At 61.2% G+C, this 17972-nt stretch carries 17 protein-coding genes, 2 tRNA genes and 1 pseudogene; 4 read left to right on the top strand and 16 right to left on the bottom strand.

Going from position 1 to position 17972, the window contains the following annotated elements:
* Positions 1-12: 12 nt before the first annotated feature.
* Positions 13-681, bottom strand: coding sequence for a PAQR family membrane homeostasis protein TrhA (gene trhA / locus RMR13_RS11605; RefSeq protein WP_409070289.1), 669 nt, complete (start codon positions 679-681; stop codon positions 13-15).
* 237 nt (positions 682-918) lie between these two features.
* Here trhA and RMR13_RS11600 point away from each other — a divergent pair, with 237 nt between their 5' ends.
* Positions 919-1572: a hypothetical protein gene (locus tag RMR13_RS11600; RefSeq protein WP_310600788.1), complete on the top strand. Its 654-nt coding sequence runs from the start codon at positions 919-921 to the stop codon at positions 1570-1572.
* Between the two features lie 21 nt (positions 1573-1593).
* On the opposite strand, the gene RMR13_RS11595 is transcribed toward RMR13_RS11600, so the two are convergent.
* From RMR13_RS11595 to RMR13_RS11580, 4 genes are all read right to left on the bottom strand, one after another.
* On the bottom strand, positions 1594-2841 hold the full coding sequence (locus RMR13_RS11595) for an aminotransferase class I/II-fold pyridoxal phosphate-dependent enzyme (RefSeq protein ID WP_310600787.1): 1248 nt from the start codon (positions 2839-2841) through the stop codon (positions 1594-1596).
* Between the two features lie 337 nt (positions 2842-3178).
* Complete coding sequence (locus RMR13_RS11590; protein WP_409070288.1) at positions 3179-3481, bottom strand: ACT domain-containing protein; 303 nt, start codon at positions 3479-3481, stop codon at positions 3179-3181.
* Between the two features lie 28 nt (positions 3482-3509).
* Entirely contained in the window at positions 3510-5192 is a 1683-nt protein-coding gene (gene ilvB / locus RMR13_RS11585; RefSeq protein WP_310600786.1) for an acetolactate synthase large subunit, read from the bottom strand.
* 103 nt (positions 5193-5295) lie between these two features.
* Positions 5296-5631, bottom strand: coding sequence for a hypothetical protein (locus RMR13_RS11580; RefSeq protein WP_310600785.1), 336 nt, complete (start codon positions 5629-5631; stop codon positions 5296-5298).
* Positions 5632-5754: 123 nt separating this feature from the next.
* On the opposite strand from RMR13_RS11580, the gene RMR13_RS11575 reads away from it, so the two are divergent.
* A complete protein-coding gene (locus RMR13_RS11575; protein WP_310600784.1) occupies positions 5755-7446 on the top strand; it encodes a hypothetical protein in 1692 nt (563 codons plus the stop codon).
* Positions 7447-7569: 123 nt separating this feature from the next.
* Here RMR13_RS11575 and RMR13_RS11570 read toward each other — a convergent pair whose 3' ends face one another.
* The 8 genes from RMR13_RS11570 to RMR13_RS11535 form a co-directional block, all read right to left on the bottom strand.
* Positions 7570-8409, bottom strand: coding sequence for an HDOD domain-containing protein (locus RMR13_RS11570; RefSeq protein ID WP_310600783.1), 840 nt, complete (start codon positions 8407-8409; stop codon positions 7570-7572).
* 122 nt (positions 8410-8531) lie between these two features.
* Positions 8532-10226, bottom strand: a complete 1695-nt coding sequence (locus RMR13_RS11565) for a trypsin-like peptidase domain-containing protein (protein ID WP_310600782.1) — start codon at positions 10224-10226, stop codon at positions 8532-8534.
* Positions 10223-11239, bottom strand: coding sequence for a hypothetical protein (locus RMR13_RS11560; RefSeq protein WP_310600781.1), 1017 nt, complete (start codon positions 11237-11239; stop codon positions 10223-10225). The genes RMR13_RS11565 and RMR13_RS11560 overlap by 4 nt, the downstream gene beginning before the upstream one ends.
* A gap of 3 nt (positions 11240-11242) precedes the next feature.
* Positions 11243-11944 (bottom strand): hypothetical protein, encoded by a 702-nt coding sequence (locus tag RMR13_RS11555; protein WP_310600780.1) that lies wholly within the window; start codon positions 11942-11944, stop codon positions 11243-11245.
* A gap of 37 nt (positions 11945-11981) precedes the next feature.
* Positions 11982-12254: a hypothetical protein gene (locus RMR13_RS11550; RefSeq protein ID WP_310600779.1), complete on the bottom strand. Its 273-nt coding sequence runs from the start codon at positions 12252-12254 to the stop codon at positions 11982-11984.
* Positions 12255-12457: 203 nt separating this feature from the next.
* The gene (locus RMR13_RS11545) at positions 12458-13141 is read right to left on the bottom strand and encodes an XTP/dITP diphosphatase (RefSeq protein WP_310600778.1); all 684 of its coding nucleotides are present in this window, start codon (positions 13139-13141) and stop codon (positions 12458-12460) included.
* Positions 13142-13204: 63 nt separating this feature from the next.
* On the bottom strand, positions 13205-13753 hold the full coding sequence (locus RMR13_RS11540; protein ID WP_310600777.1) for an epoxyqueuosine reductase QueH: 549 nt from the start codon (positions 13751-13753) through the stop codon (positions 13205-13207).
* Positions 13753-15315: a sigma 54-interacting transcriptional regulator gene (locus tag RMR13_RS11535; protein ID WP_310600776.1), complete on the bottom strand. Its 1563-nt coding sequence runs from the start codon at positions 15313-15315 to the stop codon at positions 13753-13755. Before RMR13_RS11535 ends, RMR13_RS11540 begins: the two co-directional genes overlap by 1 nt.
* Positions 15316-15385: 70 nt before the next feature.
* Here RMR13_RS11535 and RMR13_RS11530 point away from each other — a divergent pair.
* Both RMR13_RS11530 and RMR13_RS11525 read left to right on the top strand, forming a co-directional pair.
* A tRNA-Ser gene (locus RMR13_RS11530) sits at positions 15386-15471 on the top strand.
* A 20-nt stretch (positions 15472-15491) separates the two neighbouring features.
* Positions 15492-15584, top strand: a tRNA-Ser gene (locus RMR13_RS11525).
* Positions 15585-15830: 246 nt separating this feature from the next.
* On the opposite strand, the gene RMR13_RS11520 is transcribed toward RMR13_RS11525, so the two are convergent.
* The 3 genes and pseudogenes from RMR13_RS11520 to RMR13_RS11510 all read right to left on the bottom strand — a co-directional run.
* On the bottom strand, positions 15831-16490 hold the full coding sequence (locus RMR13_RS11520) for a pimeloyl-ACP methyl esterase BioG family protein (protein WP_310600775.1): 660 nt from the start codon (positions 16488-16490) through the stop codon (positions 15831-15833).
* A 4-nt stretch (positions 16491-16494) separates the two neighbouring features.
* Positions 16495-17676: an 8-amino-7-oxononanoate synthase gene (locus RMR13_RS11515; protein WP_310600774.1), complete on the bottom strand. Its 1182-nt coding sequence runs from the start codon at positions 17674-17676 to the stop codon at positions 16495-16497.
* Positions 17673-17969, bottom strand: a pseudogene (locus tag RMR13_RS11510) (hypothetical protein); the annotation flags it as partial. The pseudogene RMR13_RS11510 and the gene RMR13_RS11515, both read right to left, overlap by 4 nt.
* Positions 17970-17972: the final 3 nt, after the last annotated feature.

Genomic DNA, 17972 nt, shown 5'->3' with positions numbered 1-17972 from the left:
CGACCGGCCTCGTCATCCCGGGCCGCCTGCCGGCGGGATGACATAGAAGAGCACGGCGAAATAGTGCAGAACACTGCCGGCCAGGACAAAAAGATGCCAAATGGCGTGGTGGTACGGCAGGCGCCGCCACAGATAGAAGGCAATGCCGCCGGTGTAGGCCAGGCCGCCGGCGAGCAGCAGCCAGAGGCCGCCGCTGGCCACATTGGCCACCATCGGCCGGGTGGCGGCCACCACCGCCCAGCCCATGATCACGTAGAGTGCAATCAGCCAGCCCCTAAACCGCCTGAGCCGGGTGGTTTCGATCAAGATGCCCGCCACCGCCAAGCCCCAGATCAGGCCGAACAGGCTCCAACCCCACGGTCCCCGCAGGCTGACCAGGGTGAAGGGGGTATAGGTGCCGGCGATCAGCACCAGGATGGCCGCGTGATCGAGGATGCGCAGGATGGCCTTGGCGCCGGGATGGAAAACCGCGTGATACAGGGTCGAGGCCAGATAGAGCAAAAACAGGGCGGCGCCGAAGATCGAGCAGCTGACCACATGCCAGGCATCTCCGTGCGCGGCCGCGAAACAGATGAGCACCACGAGACCGGCGGCAGCCAGCAGAGCCCCCAGGCCATGGGTGAGGCTGTTGGCGATTTCCTCGCCTTTGCTGTATCGGGAAAGAGAAGATGCGTGCGCCATGGGCTTATGGAATTGGTTTAAAAAAAGAATGACTCCCATTTTGTCGAAACTGTAGCGCGCTTCCCCCTGCTTGTCCACCGCATTCCTGCGACCGACCGTGCCGCCGGGTGCGTCCAACGGTGCCAGCGGCCTGTACAAAACCCGAAGATATGGTATGGTTGGCGGCCAACGCGGACCGAGCCGTGGCAACGATCCGCACCTTCCCCTCACCGCGCACCCGAGCCCGGAGGTTGTCCCGTGGATGATCGTTCCGTTGTCCCCGCCCATCTCGATCAACTGATCGTCGACTACCAGCGCCTATGGCCGTTGATGTCCGGCCTGCACGCGCGCATCGCCCGACTGGCCGGCAAGGAGGACATCAAGTCCTGCGCCCGGCGGCTGGGCATGCTCAGCCGCCAAAACGGCAGGACCGGCGTGGCCATCGCCCACGAACTGGAGGCGGAAATTTTCCAGGATTACCTGATCTACATGCACCAGCCGCGCGGGATCTCCCTGGTCCAACAGATGTTCAACCGCAAACGCGCCCAGCCGGGCAGCGACGAGCATGCCCTGCTGGCCGGCATGGTCCAGGCCCGGTTTTCCCTTTTCTGGATCAGGGAACTCCACCCGCCCGGAGGTTTTGTCGCCCTGGATGTCATCGGGGGCGGGCACTTCTTCATCCTCGACCAGTCGCTGCCGCACCAGGATGCGGTCGGGCTCTTGAGCGCCTTTCGCATTTTCCCTTTCCGCGGGGCCTGGCTCCATACCGGCGCCAACATGGTGTTCGGCACCGTCGGCGACGATGCCGGCATGCAGCCGGCCGGCCGGGTGCTCGACCGGCAGCAGGAGCGGGAGTTGAACGAGGAGAACATCCGCCGCTGGCGGGCCTTGCTCAACGAGACGACGGGGTAGAAAACGGGCGCCACCGGCGGCTTAAGCCGCCGCCCCTGCCGGTGCAAGCACGAAGGTCCCGGCCTTGACCTCCTGCTCGATTTCCACCAGGGCCCGCTTCATTTGCTTGAGCGCCTGGCGGATGCGGTTTTCGTTTTCCACCAGGGCCAGGCGCAGGTAGCCGTCGCCCTCCTCGCCGAACCCGGCGCCGGGCGCAACCGCCACGTTGGCCCGGTTCATCATCTCGATGGAAAAGCGGATCGAACCCATTCCGGCAAAGGGCTCGGGAATGCGCACCCAGACGAACATGCCGGCTCTGGGCTTCTCCACCTCCCACCCCATCCGGGCCAAGCCCTCGCAAAGCACGTCCCGCCGCTTCTGGTAGATCGCCACCTGCTCGATAATGGTGTCGTCGCAGTCGCGCATGGCCACGATACCCGCCACCTGGATGGCCGAGAAGATGCCGTAATCGTAATAGCCCTTGATCTTAGCCAGGCCGCCGACCATCTCCCTGTTGCCCACACAGTAGCCCAACCGCCAGCCAGCCATGTTGTAGGATTTGGAAAAGGAGCCGAATTCGACCCCCACCTCGAGCGCGCCCGGAATTTCAAGCAGCGAGGGCGCGGCCAGGCCGTCGTAAATGATCTGGCCGTAGGCGAAATCGTTGATCACCATGAAGTTGTGACGCTTGGCCAGCTTGATCATCTCGACGAAAAAGTCCCTGGAGGCCAAGGTGCCGGTGGGGTTGTGGGGGTAATTGAGCATCACCAATTTCGGCTGGGGATAGAGCGACTGGCACATGGTGCTCACCTGGCGGAGAAACGCCTCTTCCGAACCCAAAGGGAAGCGGAGCACGCTGGCCCCGGCGATGACCGCGGCGTACACGTGGATCGGAAAGAACGGCGACGGCACCAGGACGGTGTCGCCCGGTCCGAGCAGGGCCAGGCAGAGGTGGGAAATGCCCTCCTTGGAGCCGATGGTGCAGATGACGTCGTCCTCGCCGTTCAGCCCCACCCCGTATTTGCGTTTGTAATAGAGGGCGATCTCCCGTTTGAGGTTTTTCATGCCGCCGGCGACCGGATAGCGGTGGGTCTTGGGATCGACCGCCACCTCGCAGAGTTTCTCGGTCACCTTGCCCGGAGTCGGGTCCATGGGATTGCCCATGCCCAGGTCGATGACATCGATGCCTTCCCACCGTTTTTCCATTTTAATTTTGTTGATCATGCCGAACAAATAGGGCGGCAGCTGCTGCATGCGTTCGGCAAAGCGGATGGTCACGTCGTTGCTCATGGTGTTCTCCTGTAGATTGCCCGGCGCCAGGGATGCGGGGCGCGGCGACGCGGTCCCCAAAGCAAAACAGCCTGAACCGTTCGGTCCAGGCTGCCCAAAAAACGCCATGGACCGAAGTCTCAGTCCATGGCGAGCGGTTTAAATATTTCTCTGCTGCGGGTTACGCGGCAAGCGGTCGCCAATGAACTGGGTTCATCGCCGCCGCGGCCACGCTCTGTCGTTTCATCATGGGGGCTATCCTGCTGAATACGCGGAGGTTGCGGTTTAACACCTTGATCGCTTTCTAGCGTGGATCGGCCGGTTTGTCAACGGCTCCGGCCACACGCCCGCCTTCCTCTCAATCGATGCGAGCCATCATCGCCGCCATGGTCCCCACTTGTTCGCGGGCTTCGGGCCGCTCCTCGATCACCAATACGTCTTCCAGCTTGGCCAGTTGCTTGACGATCTGGTCGAGTTTATCGGTGGCATCGACCGTCAGCCAGATGCGGCTGGTGTCGCCCCGGCCGATGGCGGTGCATAAAATCCCTTCGAGGTTGAAGGCGCGGCGGGCGAAAAGGCCGCAGATCTGGAGCATGACGCCCGGATGGTTGTTGACCGTCAGGCGCAGGATGGTCGTGGAACCGGCGGGCATCGCCGCCATGCGATCGGTGTGGTCGGCGTGGCCGGCGTCAGTTGCTGGCATGATCGTCTCCTATCATGGTGGTGTTGGCGGCGCCTGGCGGCACCATGGGGGTTACTTCCTCTTCGATGTCGATCGGCGCGTTGATCAGGCACGGACCGGGTTCGGCCATGGCCTCCCGCAGCAGGCAATCCGAGTCGGCGGCGCCGCTGAGGTCGAAGGCGCGCATGCCGAAGCCGCGGGCAATGGCGGCGAAATCGACGGCAATGCCGTAGGAGGAGGCAAAATAGTGGCGTTCGTACAAAAGGCGCTGCTGCTGGCGCACCAGCCCCAGACTTTGATTGTTGAGCACCACGATCTTGACCGGGGTGCGCTGCTCGACCGCGGTGGCCAATTCCTGGATATTCATCTGCAGGCTGCCGTCGCCGCTGAAGCAGACCACCGGTCGGTCGGGAAAGGCGAGCGAGGCGCCGATGGCCGCCGGCAGGCCGAAGCCCATGGTGCCCAAACCGCCCGAGGTGAGCAGCTGGCGCGGCACGGTAAAGGGATAGCTCTGCGCCACCCACATCTGGTGCTTGCCGACATCGGTGCTGATCAGGGCTTCGGGACCGGCCAGCTCGGCAATGCGGCGGATGAGCTGAAACGGCTTGCCCGGGGCGAAACTCTGCGGCGGGAACCGGGGGAAATCCTTTTGCAGTTGCTGGATGCGGTCGTTCCACTGGCGACGCGGCCGGGACTGAACCAAGGGCAGCAGACCGGTAAAGGCATGCCGGGCATCGCCGGTGATGCCCGCGTCGGCCAATCGTATCTTGCCGATTTCGCTGGCATCGATATCGACGTGAATGATCTTGGCATTCGGACAAAAGGCGTTGATTCGGCCGGTGGCTCGGTCGTCGAAACGGACCCCGGCGGCAATCAGCAGATCGCACTCCTCCATGGCCAGATTGGTGGCGCGGCAGGCGTGCATGCCAAGCATGCCGAGCGACAGCGGATGGTCTGTGGGCAGGATGCCCAATCCCATCAGGGTCATGACCGTGGGGATGGACGATTGTTCCGCCAGTTGCCTGGCCTCGGCCGCCGCCCCGGCGTGGATGACGCCGCCGCCCAGATACAGGACCGGCCGGACCGCTTCGTTGATCATCGCTGCCGCCTGCGCAACCGATTGCAGATCGCCGGGCCTGTGATCGGCGGCCGGACAGGGTTCCGGCCAGGCGGCAAACTCCACCATTTCGGTCTGCACGTCCTTGGGCACGTCGATCAGCACCGGACCGGGCCGGCCCGACCCGGCCAGACGGAAGGCCTTGGGCACGATGGTCAGCAGCTCGGCGGCCGAGCGAGCCATGTAGTTGTGCTTGGTGATCGGCATGGACATGCCGTAGGTATCGACCTCCTGGAAGGCATCGGTGCCGAGCAGGGAACGGGCAACCTGGCCGGTAATGCAAACCATCGGGATCGAATCGAGATAGGCGTCGGCCAAGGCGGTCAGGATGTTGGTGGCGCCGGGGCCGGAAGTGGCGAAACAGACCGCCGGCCGGCCGGTGGACCGGGCCATGCCCTGGGCGATGAACCCCGCGCCCTGTTCGTGGCGGGCAAGGACGTGGCGGATGGTCGTGCTGCGGGCCAAGGCGTCGTACAGGGGTAGGTTGGCTCCGCCGGGAATGCCGGCAACCAACCGAATCCCTTGTCGTTCCAATTGGTTGATAATGATCTGGGCGCCGCTGAGTTTGGGCATGGTATATTCCTCCTGATATGGGGTCGAATGCAACAACCAAAAAAAAACCCCTGCCGGCTGGCGCCGGCAGGGGGATTCATCTCAATCGAGCAAAACCTTCCCGCTACGGCGCCCCTATGGGTGCGCGTACCACGACGACTACGTCTACGACGAGAAGGAGAGAGCAGACGTAACTGGTGGCGTTGCGGTAGGAAATCTTCATATTTTCCTGGTGGTTGACAGGCTGCGCCAACGGCGCGAATATAAAATATTGCTTTTTCATTACCTGAAGCGCCGGGTAGCCGTCAAGGGGAATGTTTCTTGCTCGCGGAACTTTTGCGCAAACCGCGGCAAAAATGGCAAGGCTTGGCCCATGTCTATCAGGGAATGGAAAATGGCTTTGAACCAATTCTGCAGCATGTTTGAGGAGAGGTCGATGAATATTTAAGGCAAGTGCCATTTACACAAAACTGATTGCTATCCAACTGCAGCTGATTTCATCCCTGAAGGTATTGCACTGAAATTTTTTGAGATTTTTCCTCGCTCCATTCCTCCACATGCCAACCGGAGAACGCTTGAGACAATGACACCGCTGCCCACATTGTCTCAAACGCAGCGAGAGATCCCGTTTGATCGACCGGCTTTCCGGAGCGTCAAGAACACCGCCGATTGCCGACGAACGAGCCTGGCCGAAATTCGATGGGAATCAGATACACGAAAGTACTTCAAGCTCGCCTTCCCCCCTACACCCCTTCCGAAGAGGTTTTTTCACCGTCATTTTTCATTTTCTCTTCATCGTTTTTTCATAGCACCGGGTTACAATGGATCTCCAAAACTGCTGAAGTTTTTTTCCTCACCGGACCACGGAGATTGCCCCCTTCTCTTCACCCGGTCCGGTCAACCGGTTCAAGCAGCCATGGCTATTGATCATGCCGATGTCTGGCGAGCCCTTGACAAGGCGGCGAATCATCGCACGTACGCACAATTGGAGATTGACGAAATGAGTATGCAGGAAGAGATTGTCAGCGCCTTAGATTCCCCGAAGGATCTCGAATTAATTTACAGGAAATCCCCAGCCGAATTCACCAAGACCTTTCCCAAAGTGTTTTCACAATACCCAGACTCGATCACCCTTAAAATCTGGCACGAACGACTCTTCTTCCAATCATTTTTCAACAGCACATCCAACAAAAACAACGATATTCTAGGCAAAAAAGACATTATACTTACCGTTATACTGTCTCTGACAGCAGGAACATTAATGAAAATCCCTGATCTAATAAAAGGAATTGACGAAAGTTTTTTTTATATTCGCGAGTCGTCGTTTATTGTTTTCATATCATTGGCCGCATATTTTTTGATCCAAAACAATTCCTCATTCAAGACAACAGGAACGACTCTGGCCTTGTTCGCCACCTCGCTTATATACATAAATATTCTGCCACACGATTCGAATTCGCAAACACTTATTCTCTCCTGCCTTCACATGCCATTTTTTCTATGGTCATTACTCGGCATCTCTTTCGTATCAGGACGCTATGGAGATTTTACAGGACGAATGAACTATATTCGTTACAACGGAGAACTCCTCATATTTACTATTATGATACTCATCGGAGGAGCAATATTGATCGGAGTTACCGCAGGGCTATTCAAAATTATATCCATTAATATCGGAAGATTGTACATGAGCAACATCGTTGTTTATGGTCTTGTGGCGGCTCCCATTGTCAGCACTTTAATAATCGATAAAATCAGCGGAAATCGATTCAAAATCGCTCCCATTCTAGCCAAAATTTTTACTCCTCTTTTTCTCGTTACCACTATCGTGTACCTCGTGGCAATGATAATCCAGGGAGAAAGCCCTTACACGAGCAGAGACTTCCTGATAATCTTCAATATATTGCTTTTGATCGTTCTCTGTCTTTCAGTCTTCTCCATCTCAGATCGTGGCTCAAACCAGGAAAAGACTGCCGGAGACTTCATGAATATTGCGCTTGTCACCGTAACGCTGATCATTGACCTTGTTGCCTTATCCGCTATCTTGTTTCGATTGTCGTCTTTCGGATTCACTCCCAATCGAATTGCGGTACTGGGGGCAAACATATTGGTTTTCGGTCACTTGTGCGGCATCGCATTGCACTATATCCGCTTTTTCAAGGGCTCAAGCGCATTTTCTTCACTTGAACACTGGATCGCGGGTTACCTTCCTGCCTACACGGCCTGGACTACAATCGTAGCCTTCGGATTTCCGGTGATGTTCTGGTTCAAATAAGACCCTGCCCGTCTTCACGTCGGAATGGAACCACAACGGTCAGCCAGTTGATTGGACCGTTGCTCGAAGAGCGCAAACATCTTGCCCGGCCAACGGATACGCGCCCTTTCGCACCGGATGCCTTCACAAAAAAAATTGGGTGATCGCCTCGAAATCGCGGTTGATGGCCTCGCGCATGGCCAGGCACTCTTCCGGGGTGAGCCCGGTCGTCGTCCAGACCTGGGGCACGGCGGTCAGCGCCCTCTCGTCGAACGTGCCGTTCTCGTGTTCCGCCCTGGCCAGCAACGCGCCGAGATGCACCAGGGCGGTCTCGACCGGATGGTGTCGCGCCCGTGCCGGTTCGAGGTGGCAGCGGACCAATTCCACCAGATTTTCCGGCAATTCCCACAGGCGCATGAGTTCGCCGCCGACAACCGCATAATCGAATCCCAGCAGGGAGCGCTCGACCATGTGCACCGGCTGGCCGTCCGCCAAGGCCCGCACCAGGGCCTGCTGGGCAAGGCCGGGAATGGCCTGGTACATGAGCAGATGGCCGATATCGTGCAGCAGGCCGGCAACGAAAAGCCGCTCCTGGCCGCATTCCCCTACCCTGGCCGCCAGGTGTCGGCAGGCGGCGGCGCAGTGGACGCTCCGACGCCAAAACCGCTGCATATCGATGAGATTGCTGGAAATTCCCTTAAAGGTCAAGGCGATGGAGGTGGCCAGCACCAAATCGTGGATCTGCTGGCTGCCGAGCAGGGTGACGGCCCGGCCGACCGAATCGACCCGGGCCGCAAGGGAGTAGAGGGAGCTGTTGACGATGCGCAGCAGCCGCAAGGTCATTGCCGGATCCTTCTCGATCACGGCCGCCACTTCCGCAGCGGTGTATTCGGGGGTGTCGAGGACCTGCCGCAGCCGGATGTAGATATCGGGCAGGGAGAGGAGATGGGCCGCACGGAGGACGTCATGGAGAAGGGGGACCATTGGGCGCTCCTGAAATGCAGATCCGTCGAGGGCGGGCCGGGTATTGCTGCGCCGGCATCCAGGCGCGGCAGCCTGCCCTCACAATCGTTTCTGTACGGATGCCTCGGCAAGCGAGGATGGACTCAATCCTTGCGGGCCCCTTGGCGAACGCCGACCGCATACCTGCATTCGCCGTCCGTCCCGGTCAGGCGCAAGGTATAAATGTCTGTTTTCGGCGCGGCGAACGGGAGGACGAAGGACTCGGTGCCATCGTACCGCCTGGTGGGATTGAGATAGACGGGCCCGCCAGCCGAATCGACAATCTCTATGGTGTATTTACCCGAATCTCCGGCTCCTGAAAAATAAAAACGGACCGCTTGCAGCGCTTCGAGCTGCAGCCGGTATTCGGCCACCGCCCCCTGGGCGATGCCGCCTTCCGCCTGGGCGCCGCCGATGGCGAGCACGTTGGCCTCGCCGCGCAGCTGGGCATTGCTGGCGATCGGCAACAGCTGCAGCCCGTAGGCCCCTTCCCCCTCGACGCCCTTGAGCCGGATCGTGTACCTGCCCGTTTTGGGCGGGGTAAACGCAATGGCGGTCGGATCGCCCACATTGTGCACCCGGGCCGCATCCCGATACACGGACCGGCCGGCAACATCGACGATATCCAGGCTATAGCGCAATCGATCTTCCGAGGACGGCAGGACCAGCCGAACCGGGCTGTTCTCCTCCAGGGCCACCCCATATTCGGCCACCGCTCCCTGGGCGATGAGCCCCTGGGCCGCCCCGCCCCCCAGGTGCAGGGTATTGGCCGGGCTCCGGAGCCGGGCATTGGTGGTGATCGGCGTCACCGTGAAGGCGTATTTCCCCTCCCCCTTGGTGCCGATGATGAACAGCGAGTACACATCGCTTCTGGGCGGGGTGAACGGGACGCGGGCGGCATCGGTGCCGCTGAGCGGCCGGCTTTTGTTCTGGTACACGATCCACCGCGCCGAATCCAGGATCTCGAGATTGAACTGCTCGGTATCGCCGGTCGGAATGAAACTCAACCGTACCGGGCTGTTGCCCTCCAATTTGATGGTATGCTCGACCGCCGCGCTCTTGGCGACGATGCCGCCGAACTCCTGTTCCTTACCGGTCATCTCCTTACGCAGGGCCTTTTCCGTCGCCGACACCTCGGTTTTCTTCGGGGCGACGGAAGGCGCCCGCCGGGTCCTGTCCTCGAAAAAAAGCGCCACGGTCTGGGCCAGGGCATCGCTGCGGACCACATTGCCGACATTGTTGGCGACCGAAAGCAGCACGCCGGCGAACCGGCCGCCAATGTAGAGCGGGCTGCCGCTTTCGCCCTTGGCCAGGGGGGCGGCGGCGTCCTGCGGCAGAATATGGATGGCGCGGAATTGGTCGTAGCCGACGATATTGACCGGAACGATGCGGATGCTGCCGTCCGCGAGCATGGTGCGCAATTCGCCGCTCTTTTCGGACGCCAGCAGGGTATCGAGGGGGATGTTCGCGTAGTAGGCGCCGGCCTTGCACGGGATCGAATCGGCGGCCGCGATCCGGAGCACGCTGAGATCGCCGGGGAAGGACTCGATCATCTCCGCAGGATATCGGTGTTTGTCGGCCAGGGTGACCTCGATTTGTAGGGCATTGTCGACCACGTGCAAGGGGGTGATGACCAGGCACTCCTCGCCGCGTTGCCGCAAGACGCCCTGGCCGGTCTCGTTGTTGTCGGTTCTGATGTAGGCATCTGAGGCCAGGGCCGGACCGGGGCCGGGAAAGAGCGCGCAAGCCCAGGAGAGGCTCGCGACAAGGCAAACGGCAAGGGCGGGAATTCTACTCATTTTTTCACATGCAGGGCGTGAAAGGCGAGAAGCCGCGACAAAAAGACCAGCATTCCGGGCACGGTGAGCAGCACCGCCCAGGTGATCACGAGTTCTTCGTCCTTGCCCAGTTTTGACCAAAGGTTGTTCCGGATTTGGATATGGGTCGCTCTGAATTTCTTCACCGTCGCCGAGTTGGCCTCGACGATGGCCACCATCTGCAAGCCGCGGTTGGTGTCGAAAGTGACCATCCCGCTCGTCTTGGGATTTTCGGGCAAAAATTGAATCTCATCGCCTAGCTGCAGCTTGTACGGGTCGACCTTGTAGTGATTGCCGGACAACAGCTGCCTGGCGATCATCTGGATTTCCCCGTCGATCAGCAAACCGCTCAACTGCTGGACGCCGTAGGTCGGCACCCGCCCCACGATGAGCGGGCCGTCGAGATTGTATTTCCACGATATATCCTTGCCGAGCAGGGCCTCGGGATCGTTGAGCACCAGTTCGACGAAGGGCGGCAGGTTGGCGACGGCTTCGTCCTTGTCGTTGTACACCACCACCGGGCTGGAACTCTTGATCTGGATATGCAGGGTTCCCCGGCCGATCCTGGAAAACACGAGGTGGGACTTGCCCTGGATCTGCACGGAACCGCTGCCTGGAATGGCCAGGGATTTCGAGGCGGATGCCTCCGAGACCAGGGGATCGAAGCGCTCGGTGCTCTCCTCCTCCCAATGCACGGTGGCATTGTGCAGGGGAATGCGCGGCGGGGCGATGCTCTCGGGCTGGTATTCGATCTGCTCGGTGCGGGCGGTCAGGATGAACGAGCCGGTGGCAGTGGCGTTGATGACGATCTTGGCGACCAGGAAAACCAAAAATCCGAGATAGACACAGAAGAGAATCGTGATGCAGTTAAGCGTCTTGGGGTAGCGCTCGGCCAGAACGGAGAATTTCCTGTTTTCCGGCTCGTAGAGGACAGCGGCCAGGACGATGTTGCGGATGATCGAAAAGGCCCCTTTGCAGGGTTTGCGGAGCACCACGCCCTATCTCACGGGAAATTCCACGTTCGGCAGTTTGTTCCCAAAGCTGTTACGCACCAGGAAGATGCTCTTGGGCTCGGCCAGCACTTCCCTGCCGATGACGCACTGGGTGTCGTAGGCGATGGTGTTGTCGGCGGCGATCTTGGCACAGGGAATCCGTTCCGTGCGGCCGGGAACGCCGATGATGGTGTCGGTATTGCCCGAGTTGACGTAGAGGATATAGTCGGCCGCGCGGGCTTCCCCCCAACTGGCCGGAATGTATTTCAAATCCGGCGCGGCACAGCTCTGCTTGGCGATCCCGGCCAGCACCACCAGGGCATCGGGCGAATAGCTCGACATCTGCTCCTGGTATTTCGAGGGCAAATCGACATTGATCGCGCCCGCCGGCTGGCTGCCGATGGCGTACTGCCAGGAAGCCGCGTACCGGCCGTCCCGGCTGACCATGTTCACGCACAGCATGGCTTGCGGATCGTCGAGATCGCGTTGCAGGTGGATGTAGAGCTGGCGCGCGTCGACCCGCTCCAGGGGGCTCTTGTACATGAACCCGGCCCGAATGCCGCCGGAGACCGTCACTTTCTCAAGAAACGATTCCCTGAACTGGTTCTCGCTGAGGACGATCTTTCGTTGCTGCTGCGCCTGCGCTTGGCCGGAACCAACCACCAGAGCGACCACGAGGCCGCCGATAATGCGATAAAATGCGTTCATTGCTGCCGACCTGCGGGGCGGGGGCCAGCCGTCCGGTTCACCGGCACGGTATGGCGTTGCGGAAGCTGTCCTTGGTCCAGATGGTCTGGCCATCCGGCGTCTTGCCGTCCACTTTCCATTTTTCGGATACGCTGAGGCAGTAGGAACCGAGGTTGAGCTTCTCCACGGGCTTCTCGGCCGGGGCGTCCTTCCCGATGAACATCAATTCGGGATTGGCGGAACTGTAGTTGGGATTGATGGTGGCGGCGCCGCAGCCCGCCAGGGTGGCGGCCAGCAGAGCCGAGCCGAGCAAAAGAGCTTTGTTCTTCATGATCCTCTCTCCTGCAAAGGAGTGCGTCAGTCGATGAAAGCGACGGCCGGGCGGTGCGTCGCGCCGGGTTCGGCGGCGGAAAACACCCGCTCGGCATGGCCGCTACTATAGTCCACTTCGCCTGCAAAAACAAGCCGGAGAGCCTTGCAGCGCAGGCACTTTTTTTGTTGTTGTTTTCAAGGGATCGGGCCGGTGGCGCCCGCTCAGCACATCCGCTCGCTGGACCAGTCGTTGTGCTCGAACTGGCTGTGGTCGGGTTTGGTCGGTTTGATCTCGGCCATGCGCTGTCGCAGCCAGGCCTGGACCTTGGGAAATTCGGCGACGAATTCGGCCAATGCCCTGCCCCGGTGGCTCACCTTGCTTTTTTCCTCCATGGAGACCTCGGCAAAGGTCTTGCCGAAGTCGGGGAAAAAAAAGACCGGGTCGTAGCCAAACCCCGATTCGCCCCGCCGCTCGGCGGTGATCTCCCCGTCGCAGCGGCCTTCCCAAGTCAGGGCCGGACCCGCCGGAGTGGCTAGCGACAGCACGCAGACGAAATGGGCGGCCCGGTTGCTCTTACCCGCCATTTCCCCCAGTAATTTTTCGCAGTTGTCCCAATCGGTCGCCTTGGGCCCGGCATAGCGGGCCGAATAGACGCCGGGCCGTCCGTCCAGGGCATCGACCGCCAGGCCGGAATCGTCCGCCAGGCACGGCACCCCCAGCACCTTGGCATAATGCAGCGCCTTTTTGTAGGCATTGTCGTCAAAGGTGGCGCCATCCTCGACCGCCTCCGGCATGGGGCCGAAATCGCCAAGCGACTTGACCGTCACCGGAAAATCCTTGAGCAGCTCCTTGATTTCCTTCAATTTGTTTTTATTGCTGGTTGCCAGCACAATGATATTGTCCATGTCATTTCTCCGGGCATGCTTGCTACAACCTTGGGCGCGCCCTCCCCGCCCAAGGCCGGCGCCTCATCCCTTTCGGTTGCGCAGCCGCTTATCGTATCGTTCCTGTTCGCTGTAAATGCAGCCGCAGTAAGGCTGCCGGTATAAACCCAAACGGATGGATTCGTCGATCCCTTCCTGCCAACCCTGCCGGAAGTCCTCATAATACCATCCGACCCCGTTGGCCGCCGCCAACTGCCCGCCCAGGGTGTCGAGCAGCCGGTGGTTCTGGTATTTCGAATAGAGCAGAGTGCTGGAAAAGGCGTCGAAGCCGCCGGCGGCCGCCCTGACCGCCGCCGCCGCCAGCCGCAGATCATAACACCGGGAGCAGCGCTCCGCTTCATGAAACACGACCCGGCGCAGATACTCGGTGAGGCCGTAGCGCTCGTCGATCTCCATCGGACAATCCGCCGCCTCGGCCAACTGGCGGACCGCGTCGAGCCGGCGGCGGAATTCCTGGAAGGGGTGGATGTTGGGATTGTAAAAGAAACAGCTCACCCGGTGCCCCTGTTCCCGGAGCCTGCGGAGGGGATACACCGTGCAAGGCCCGCAACAGACATGGAGCAGGATGCGCATCACTTGACCTTGAAATGCTTGGGCTCGATGCCGTAGCAGTGGATCTTGTAGTTGATGATCCGCAGGCTGGTCTCCAGGCTCTTGGCGGCCCGGGTCTGGTTGCCGTTGTTTTTCTTCAGTGCCTCGATGATCAGCTCGCGTTCGAAATGCTCGACCGCCGCCGCCAGCGACAGGGGTTTGTCGGCGTGCACGCTGTCCGTGCTCTGCAGGGAGGGCGGCAGATGGATCGACTTGATCGACGGGCCGTCGCAAATCAGCACCGCCCGCTCCATGCAGTTCTGCAGCTCGCGCACATTGCCGGGCCAGTGGTACTGGACCAGCAGATCGATGGCCGGGGTCGAGATCCGGGTGATCTCCTTGCCGTTTTCCTTGGCATAGCGTTCCAAGAAGTATTCGGCCAACAGCAGGATGTCGGTCCGCCGTTCCCGCAGGGGCGGCAGGTAAACCGGGAAGACGTTGAGCCGGTAGTACAGATCCTCGCGGAAATGCGTCTCCCGGACCGCGGCCTCCAGGTCGCGGTTGGTAGCCGCCACCAGGCGGATATCGGCCTTGATGGGCTTGTTCGAGCCGAGCCGCTGGAAGGTGCGCTCCTGGATCACGTTGAGCAGCTTCACCTGGACCGCGGGGCTGATCTCGCCGATTTCGTCGAGAAACAGGGTGCCGCCCTCGGCCAGCTCGAAACGGCCGCGCTTGGTTTCGGTGGCGCCGGTGAAGGCCCCTTTTTCATGGCCGAACAGCTCGCTTTCCAGCAGGGTTTCCGGCAGGGCCGAGCAGTTGACCACCACGAAGGGGCCGTTGGCGCGGCTGGAATTGTAGTGCAGGGCCTTGGCCACCAGGGTCTTGCCCGTGCCCGATTCCCCGCGCAGCAGCACGGTGGCGTTGGAATCGGCCACCCGGTGCACCATGTCGAACACCTCCTGCATCCGGGACGAATTGCCGATGATCTCCTCGATCCGGTTCTTGGCCGACAGCTCCCGCCGCAGCTTGGAATTCTCCAGCCGCAGGGCTTCCTTTTCCTGATTGACCCGCTGGATGCGCTGCACGGTCTCGGAGATCAGGCCGCTGACCACGGTCAGGAAGCGGAGATCGTTCTCCGATTGGATTCCGAAGCCCTCCAGGTACATCCGGTCGATCGACAGGGCACCGATGGTCTGTTGCGAGGCCAGGATCGGCACGCACAGAAACGAGCTTTTCTTCTTGCGCTCGTCGCCCCTGGTCCGGGTGCGGTTGAGAAACAGCGGCTCGCTGCCGATCTGCGGCACGATGATCGGCTCGCCGGTGGCCACCACCTTACCGGTGATCCCCTCGCCCAGTTTGTATCGGCCGCGCCGCTTGGCCTCGGCGGTGATGCCGTGGGCCACCTCGATTTCCAGCTCGCCGGTGGACGGGTTGACGATGGTGATCGTGCCGTTGTCCATGTTCTTGAGCTCGGCCAAGGTGGTAACGATTTTCTCCAGGCAGTCCTGCAGACTGGTGGCCGAGGCCAGGTGCCGGGTTATTTCGTAGAGACAGCTCAGGTCGATGAATTCCTGGTTCTGTCCGGAGTCCAACGGATTGTTCATAGCTTTCATGCAGGGGCCAAAGGAGTAATATTGACAGTGTTCCTTCGAGATGGTATGTACTTGCCGCTATGGAGGGATGGCCGAGTGGTTTAAGGCGGCGGTCTTGAAAACCGTTGTGCGAAAGCACCGTGGGTTCGAATCCTACTCCCTCCGCCAGAAAACTGGAAACCGACATTGGAGAGATGACCGAGTAGGCCGATGGTGCTCGCCTGCTAAGCGAGTGTGGGGGTTATACTCCACCGAGGGTTCGAATCCCTCTCTCTCCGCCATATATCAGCAAGGGCTGGTTGGCTCGCCAACCAGCCCTTGCTGTTTCCGGCTCGGGTTCCGGGCCTGCCGCGCAAGACCCTTCCCATTAATTTGACAACTTTGTACCATACCCGCCAACGGTTTGCCAGGATAACCTCACCCAAAATGTAAGTATTTATACAACCACCTTTTGCATTTGTGTCAGATCGACGCAAAACCGCCCCAGTCTACCCACGAAGATGTCATTTTCGACAGAGGCAGTCCGTTCAGGTCCCTGGCAGCAGGTCCTGCCACGTGGCGAGCGAATAAAAGGGGAAGTGCGGCCAGGCCGTGGCCTCGCCCCGGCCCTTGCCCCAGGCCCGCAACTGGTTGCGGCCGGAGAAGATGCGGTCGCGGCTGGTGACAAGCGCGCGGGAATAGATGTCGCGGCCCGGCCCCGCTTGCAGGAAGGCGTCGCGGCAGGCCGCCATTTCATCCCGTAACTCGACAAGCGGCCGTTGCGGCCGTCGCGCCAGGAACCGGCCCAACTGCTCCGGATCGTCGAACATGTCGCGGTGGAAGGTGTCGAGCACTTCCGGCCCGAAGTGGTCGAGCATGGCGTCGTAGCTGTCCGGCGGGATGCCGCGCTGCCGGTCCACCGGCAGCAGGGTGCCGCCGATGGCCGTGGCCGAGGCGAAGAGGGCGGCCCGGTCGGCCAGCAGATGGCTGGCCATCCACACCCCCCAGGACCAGGCGACCAGATGCAGCCGCCGGTAGCCGGCAAAGGCCCCCGGATCGACCGGCGAGGTGGTCCGGTAATCGTAGAACATGCAGAGATCGAGATCGGCGGCGGGCACCGGGGCGAACGGGGCCGGGTCCATGCCCCAACCGCTGAAGAACAGAATGCATTCCCGCCCCTGATGGCGCTGCAGCCACGCGGTCCGCATGGGCTCAGTCCAACGCGGTCTTGATGATCGCGGGCAGGGGCGCCAGTTGCTCCCAGTCCATGGCCGCGTTCAGCGACAACCGCAGCCGCGAGGTCCCGGCCGGCACCGTGGGCGGCCGCACCGCCTTGACCCAGTAGCCCGCCGCGCAGACCCGCTCGGCCGCGGCCACCGTTCTGGCCGCATCGCCGATCACCACCGGCACGATGTTGGAATTGCCCATGGTTTGGAGGCCGGCTTGCCGCAATTGATCGCGCAGCCGTTGGGACAGCTCGGCAACCTTGGCTCGTTCCCGGCGCAGGTGCGGAATCCTCGTCAGGACCGTCTCCAGCCAATGAACCGAGACCGGCGGCAGGCCGGTGGAGAAAATCTGCGGCCGGGCCGTGTTGATCAGGGTATCGACCAGCAGCCGCGAGCCGACCACAAAGGCCCCCTGCCCGCCGTAGGCCTTGCCGAAGGTGCCGGTCAGAATCTCGATCGCCTGCCGCACCCCCTGCTCTTCGGCAAGGCCGCAGCCGCTGTCCCCCCGGATGCCGGCCCCGTGCGCCTCGTCGACGTACAGCACCGCCGCAAACCGCTCCTTGATCCGCACCAGCTCGGCGAGGTCGGCCAGGTCGCCGTCCATGCTGAAAATCGATTCGGTGACGATGAACACCTGGCGAAAGCGGTCCCGGTCCTTGGTCAGGATGCGTTCGATGGCCCGGTAATCGAGGTGGGGATAGCGGACGACCTTGGCCAGGGACAGGCGCATGCCGTCGATCAGGCTGGCATGGCAGAGCTTGTCGGCCAGGATCAGGTCCTGCTTGCCGGCCAGGGCGGGCAGGATGCCGACGTTGAGGTGATAGCCGGAATTGAACACCAGGGCGGCCTCGGTCCCGTACAGGGCGGCCAGCCCGCGCTCCAGCTCGGCGTAGGGCCGGGTGTTGCCGGTCATCAGCCGGGAAGCGGTACTGCCCAGGCCGTAGCAGGCCAGCAGGTTGCCCTCGTCCTGCTGCCGGTAAAAATCCGCGAGCATTGCTTGGTTGGCGGCCAGGCCCAAATAATCGTTGCCGGCCAGGTTAAGATACTCGCGGCCGTCGATGGCGATGCGGCCGTGGGCCAGATGGGTCACCGGCACCAGCTGGCGCCGTTGTCCCTGGCGGTCGATCTCGGCCAGCTGTTCGGCCAGTTGGCGGCTGAAATCGCTCATGGCCGCCCCTCCGCGATCCGGACGTACAGGCTTTCGCTGAAGCCCACGAAGATCCGATCGCCCGATCGCAGCACCGGCGCCCGCAGGTTGCCGGTCCGGCCCGATGCCGCGGCCAGGATCGCCTTTTTGTCATCGGTGCGGGGATCGAAGACCTGGTAGTTCTTGCCCTTGGCCACCAGAATCTCTTTGGCGCCGGCCAGCACCCGCCAGGCCGCCTCGCCGGCCAGCGGCGTCTTTCTGGCGTCGTCGACCCGCAACGGCGTCATCTTGTTCTCATGCAGCACATCCTGTGCCTT

It is taken from the genome of Desulfobulbus sp., from assembly GCF_031547805.1.
Lineage (GTDB): Bacteria > Desulfobacterota > Desulfobulbia > Desulfobulbales > Desulfobulbaceae > Desulfobulbus.
The sequence above is the reverse complement of the archived record's forward strand: the minus strand, read 5'-3'. Positions and strand labels throughout refer to the sequence as shown.

What these genes read in the sequence shown, in the direction of transcription:
- RMR13_RS11580 (WP_310600785.1), bottom strand. Translation starts at nt 5,631, where the DNA reads ATGGCACTTGCCTTAAATATTCATCGACCTCTCCTCAAACATGCTGCA.
- RMR13_RS11535 (WP_310600776.1), bottom strand. Translation starts at nt 15,315, where the DNA reads ATGAACAATCCGTTGGACTCCGGACAGAACCAGGAATTCATCGACCTG.
- trhA (WP_409070289.1), bottom strand. Translation starts at nt 681, where the DNA reads ATGGCGCACGCATCTTCTCTTTCCCGATACAGCAAAGGCGAGGAAATC.
- RMR13_RS11570 (WP_310600783.1), bottom strand. Translation starts at nt 8,409, where the DNA reads ATGGTCCCCCTTCTCCATGACGTCCTCCGTGCGGCCCATCTCCTCTCC.
- RMR13_RS11520 (WP_310600775.1), bottom strand. Translation starts at nt 16,490, where the DNA reads ATGCGGACCGCGTGGCTGCAGCGCCATCAGGGGCGGGAATGCATTCTG.
- RMR13_RS11545 (WP_310600778.1), bottom strand. Translation starts at nt 13,141, where the DNA reads ATGGACAATATCATTGTGCTGGCAACCAGCAATAAAAACAAATTGAAG.
- RMR13_RS11555 (WP_310600780.1), bottom strand. Translation starts at nt 11,944, where the DNA reads ATGAACGCATTTTATCGCATTATCGGCGGCCTCGTGGTCGCTCTGGTG.
- RMR13_RS11590 (WP_409070288.1), bottom strand. Translation starts at nt 3,481, where the DNA reads ATGGCGGCGATGCCCGCCGGTTCCACGACCATCCTGCGCCTGACGGTC.
- ilvB (WP_310600786.1), bottom strand. Translation starts at nt 5,192, where the DNA reads ATGCCCAAACTCAGCGGCGCCCAGATCATTATCAACCAATTGGAACGA.
- RMR13_RS11575 (WP_310600784.1), top strand. Translation starts at nt 5,755, where the DNA reads ATGACACCGCTGCCCACATTGTCTCAAACGCAGCGAGAGATCCCGTTT.
- RMR13_RS11595 (WP_310600787.1), bottom strand. Translation starts at nt 2,841, where the DNA reads ATGAGCAACGACGTGACCATCCGCTTTGCCGAACGCATGCAGCAGCTG.
- RMR13_RS11515 (WP_310600774.1), bottom strand. Translation starts at nt 17,676, where the DNA reads ATGAGCGATTTCAGCCGCCAACTGGCCGAACAGCTGGCCGAGATCGAC.
- RMR13_RS11565 (WP_310600782.1), bottom strand. Translation starts at nt 10,226, where the DNA reads ATGAGTAGAATTCCCGCCCTTGCCGTTTGCCTTGTCGCGAGCCTCTCC.
- RMR13_RS11550 (WP_310600779.1), bottom strand. Translation starts at nt 12,254, where the DNA reads ATGAAGAACAAAGCTCTTTTGCTCGGCTCGGCTCTGCTGGCCGCCACC.
- RMR13_RS11540 (WP_310600777.1), bottom strand. Translation starts at nt 13,753, where the DNA reads ATGCGCATCCTGCTCCATGTCTGTTGCGGGCCTTGCACGGTGTATCCC.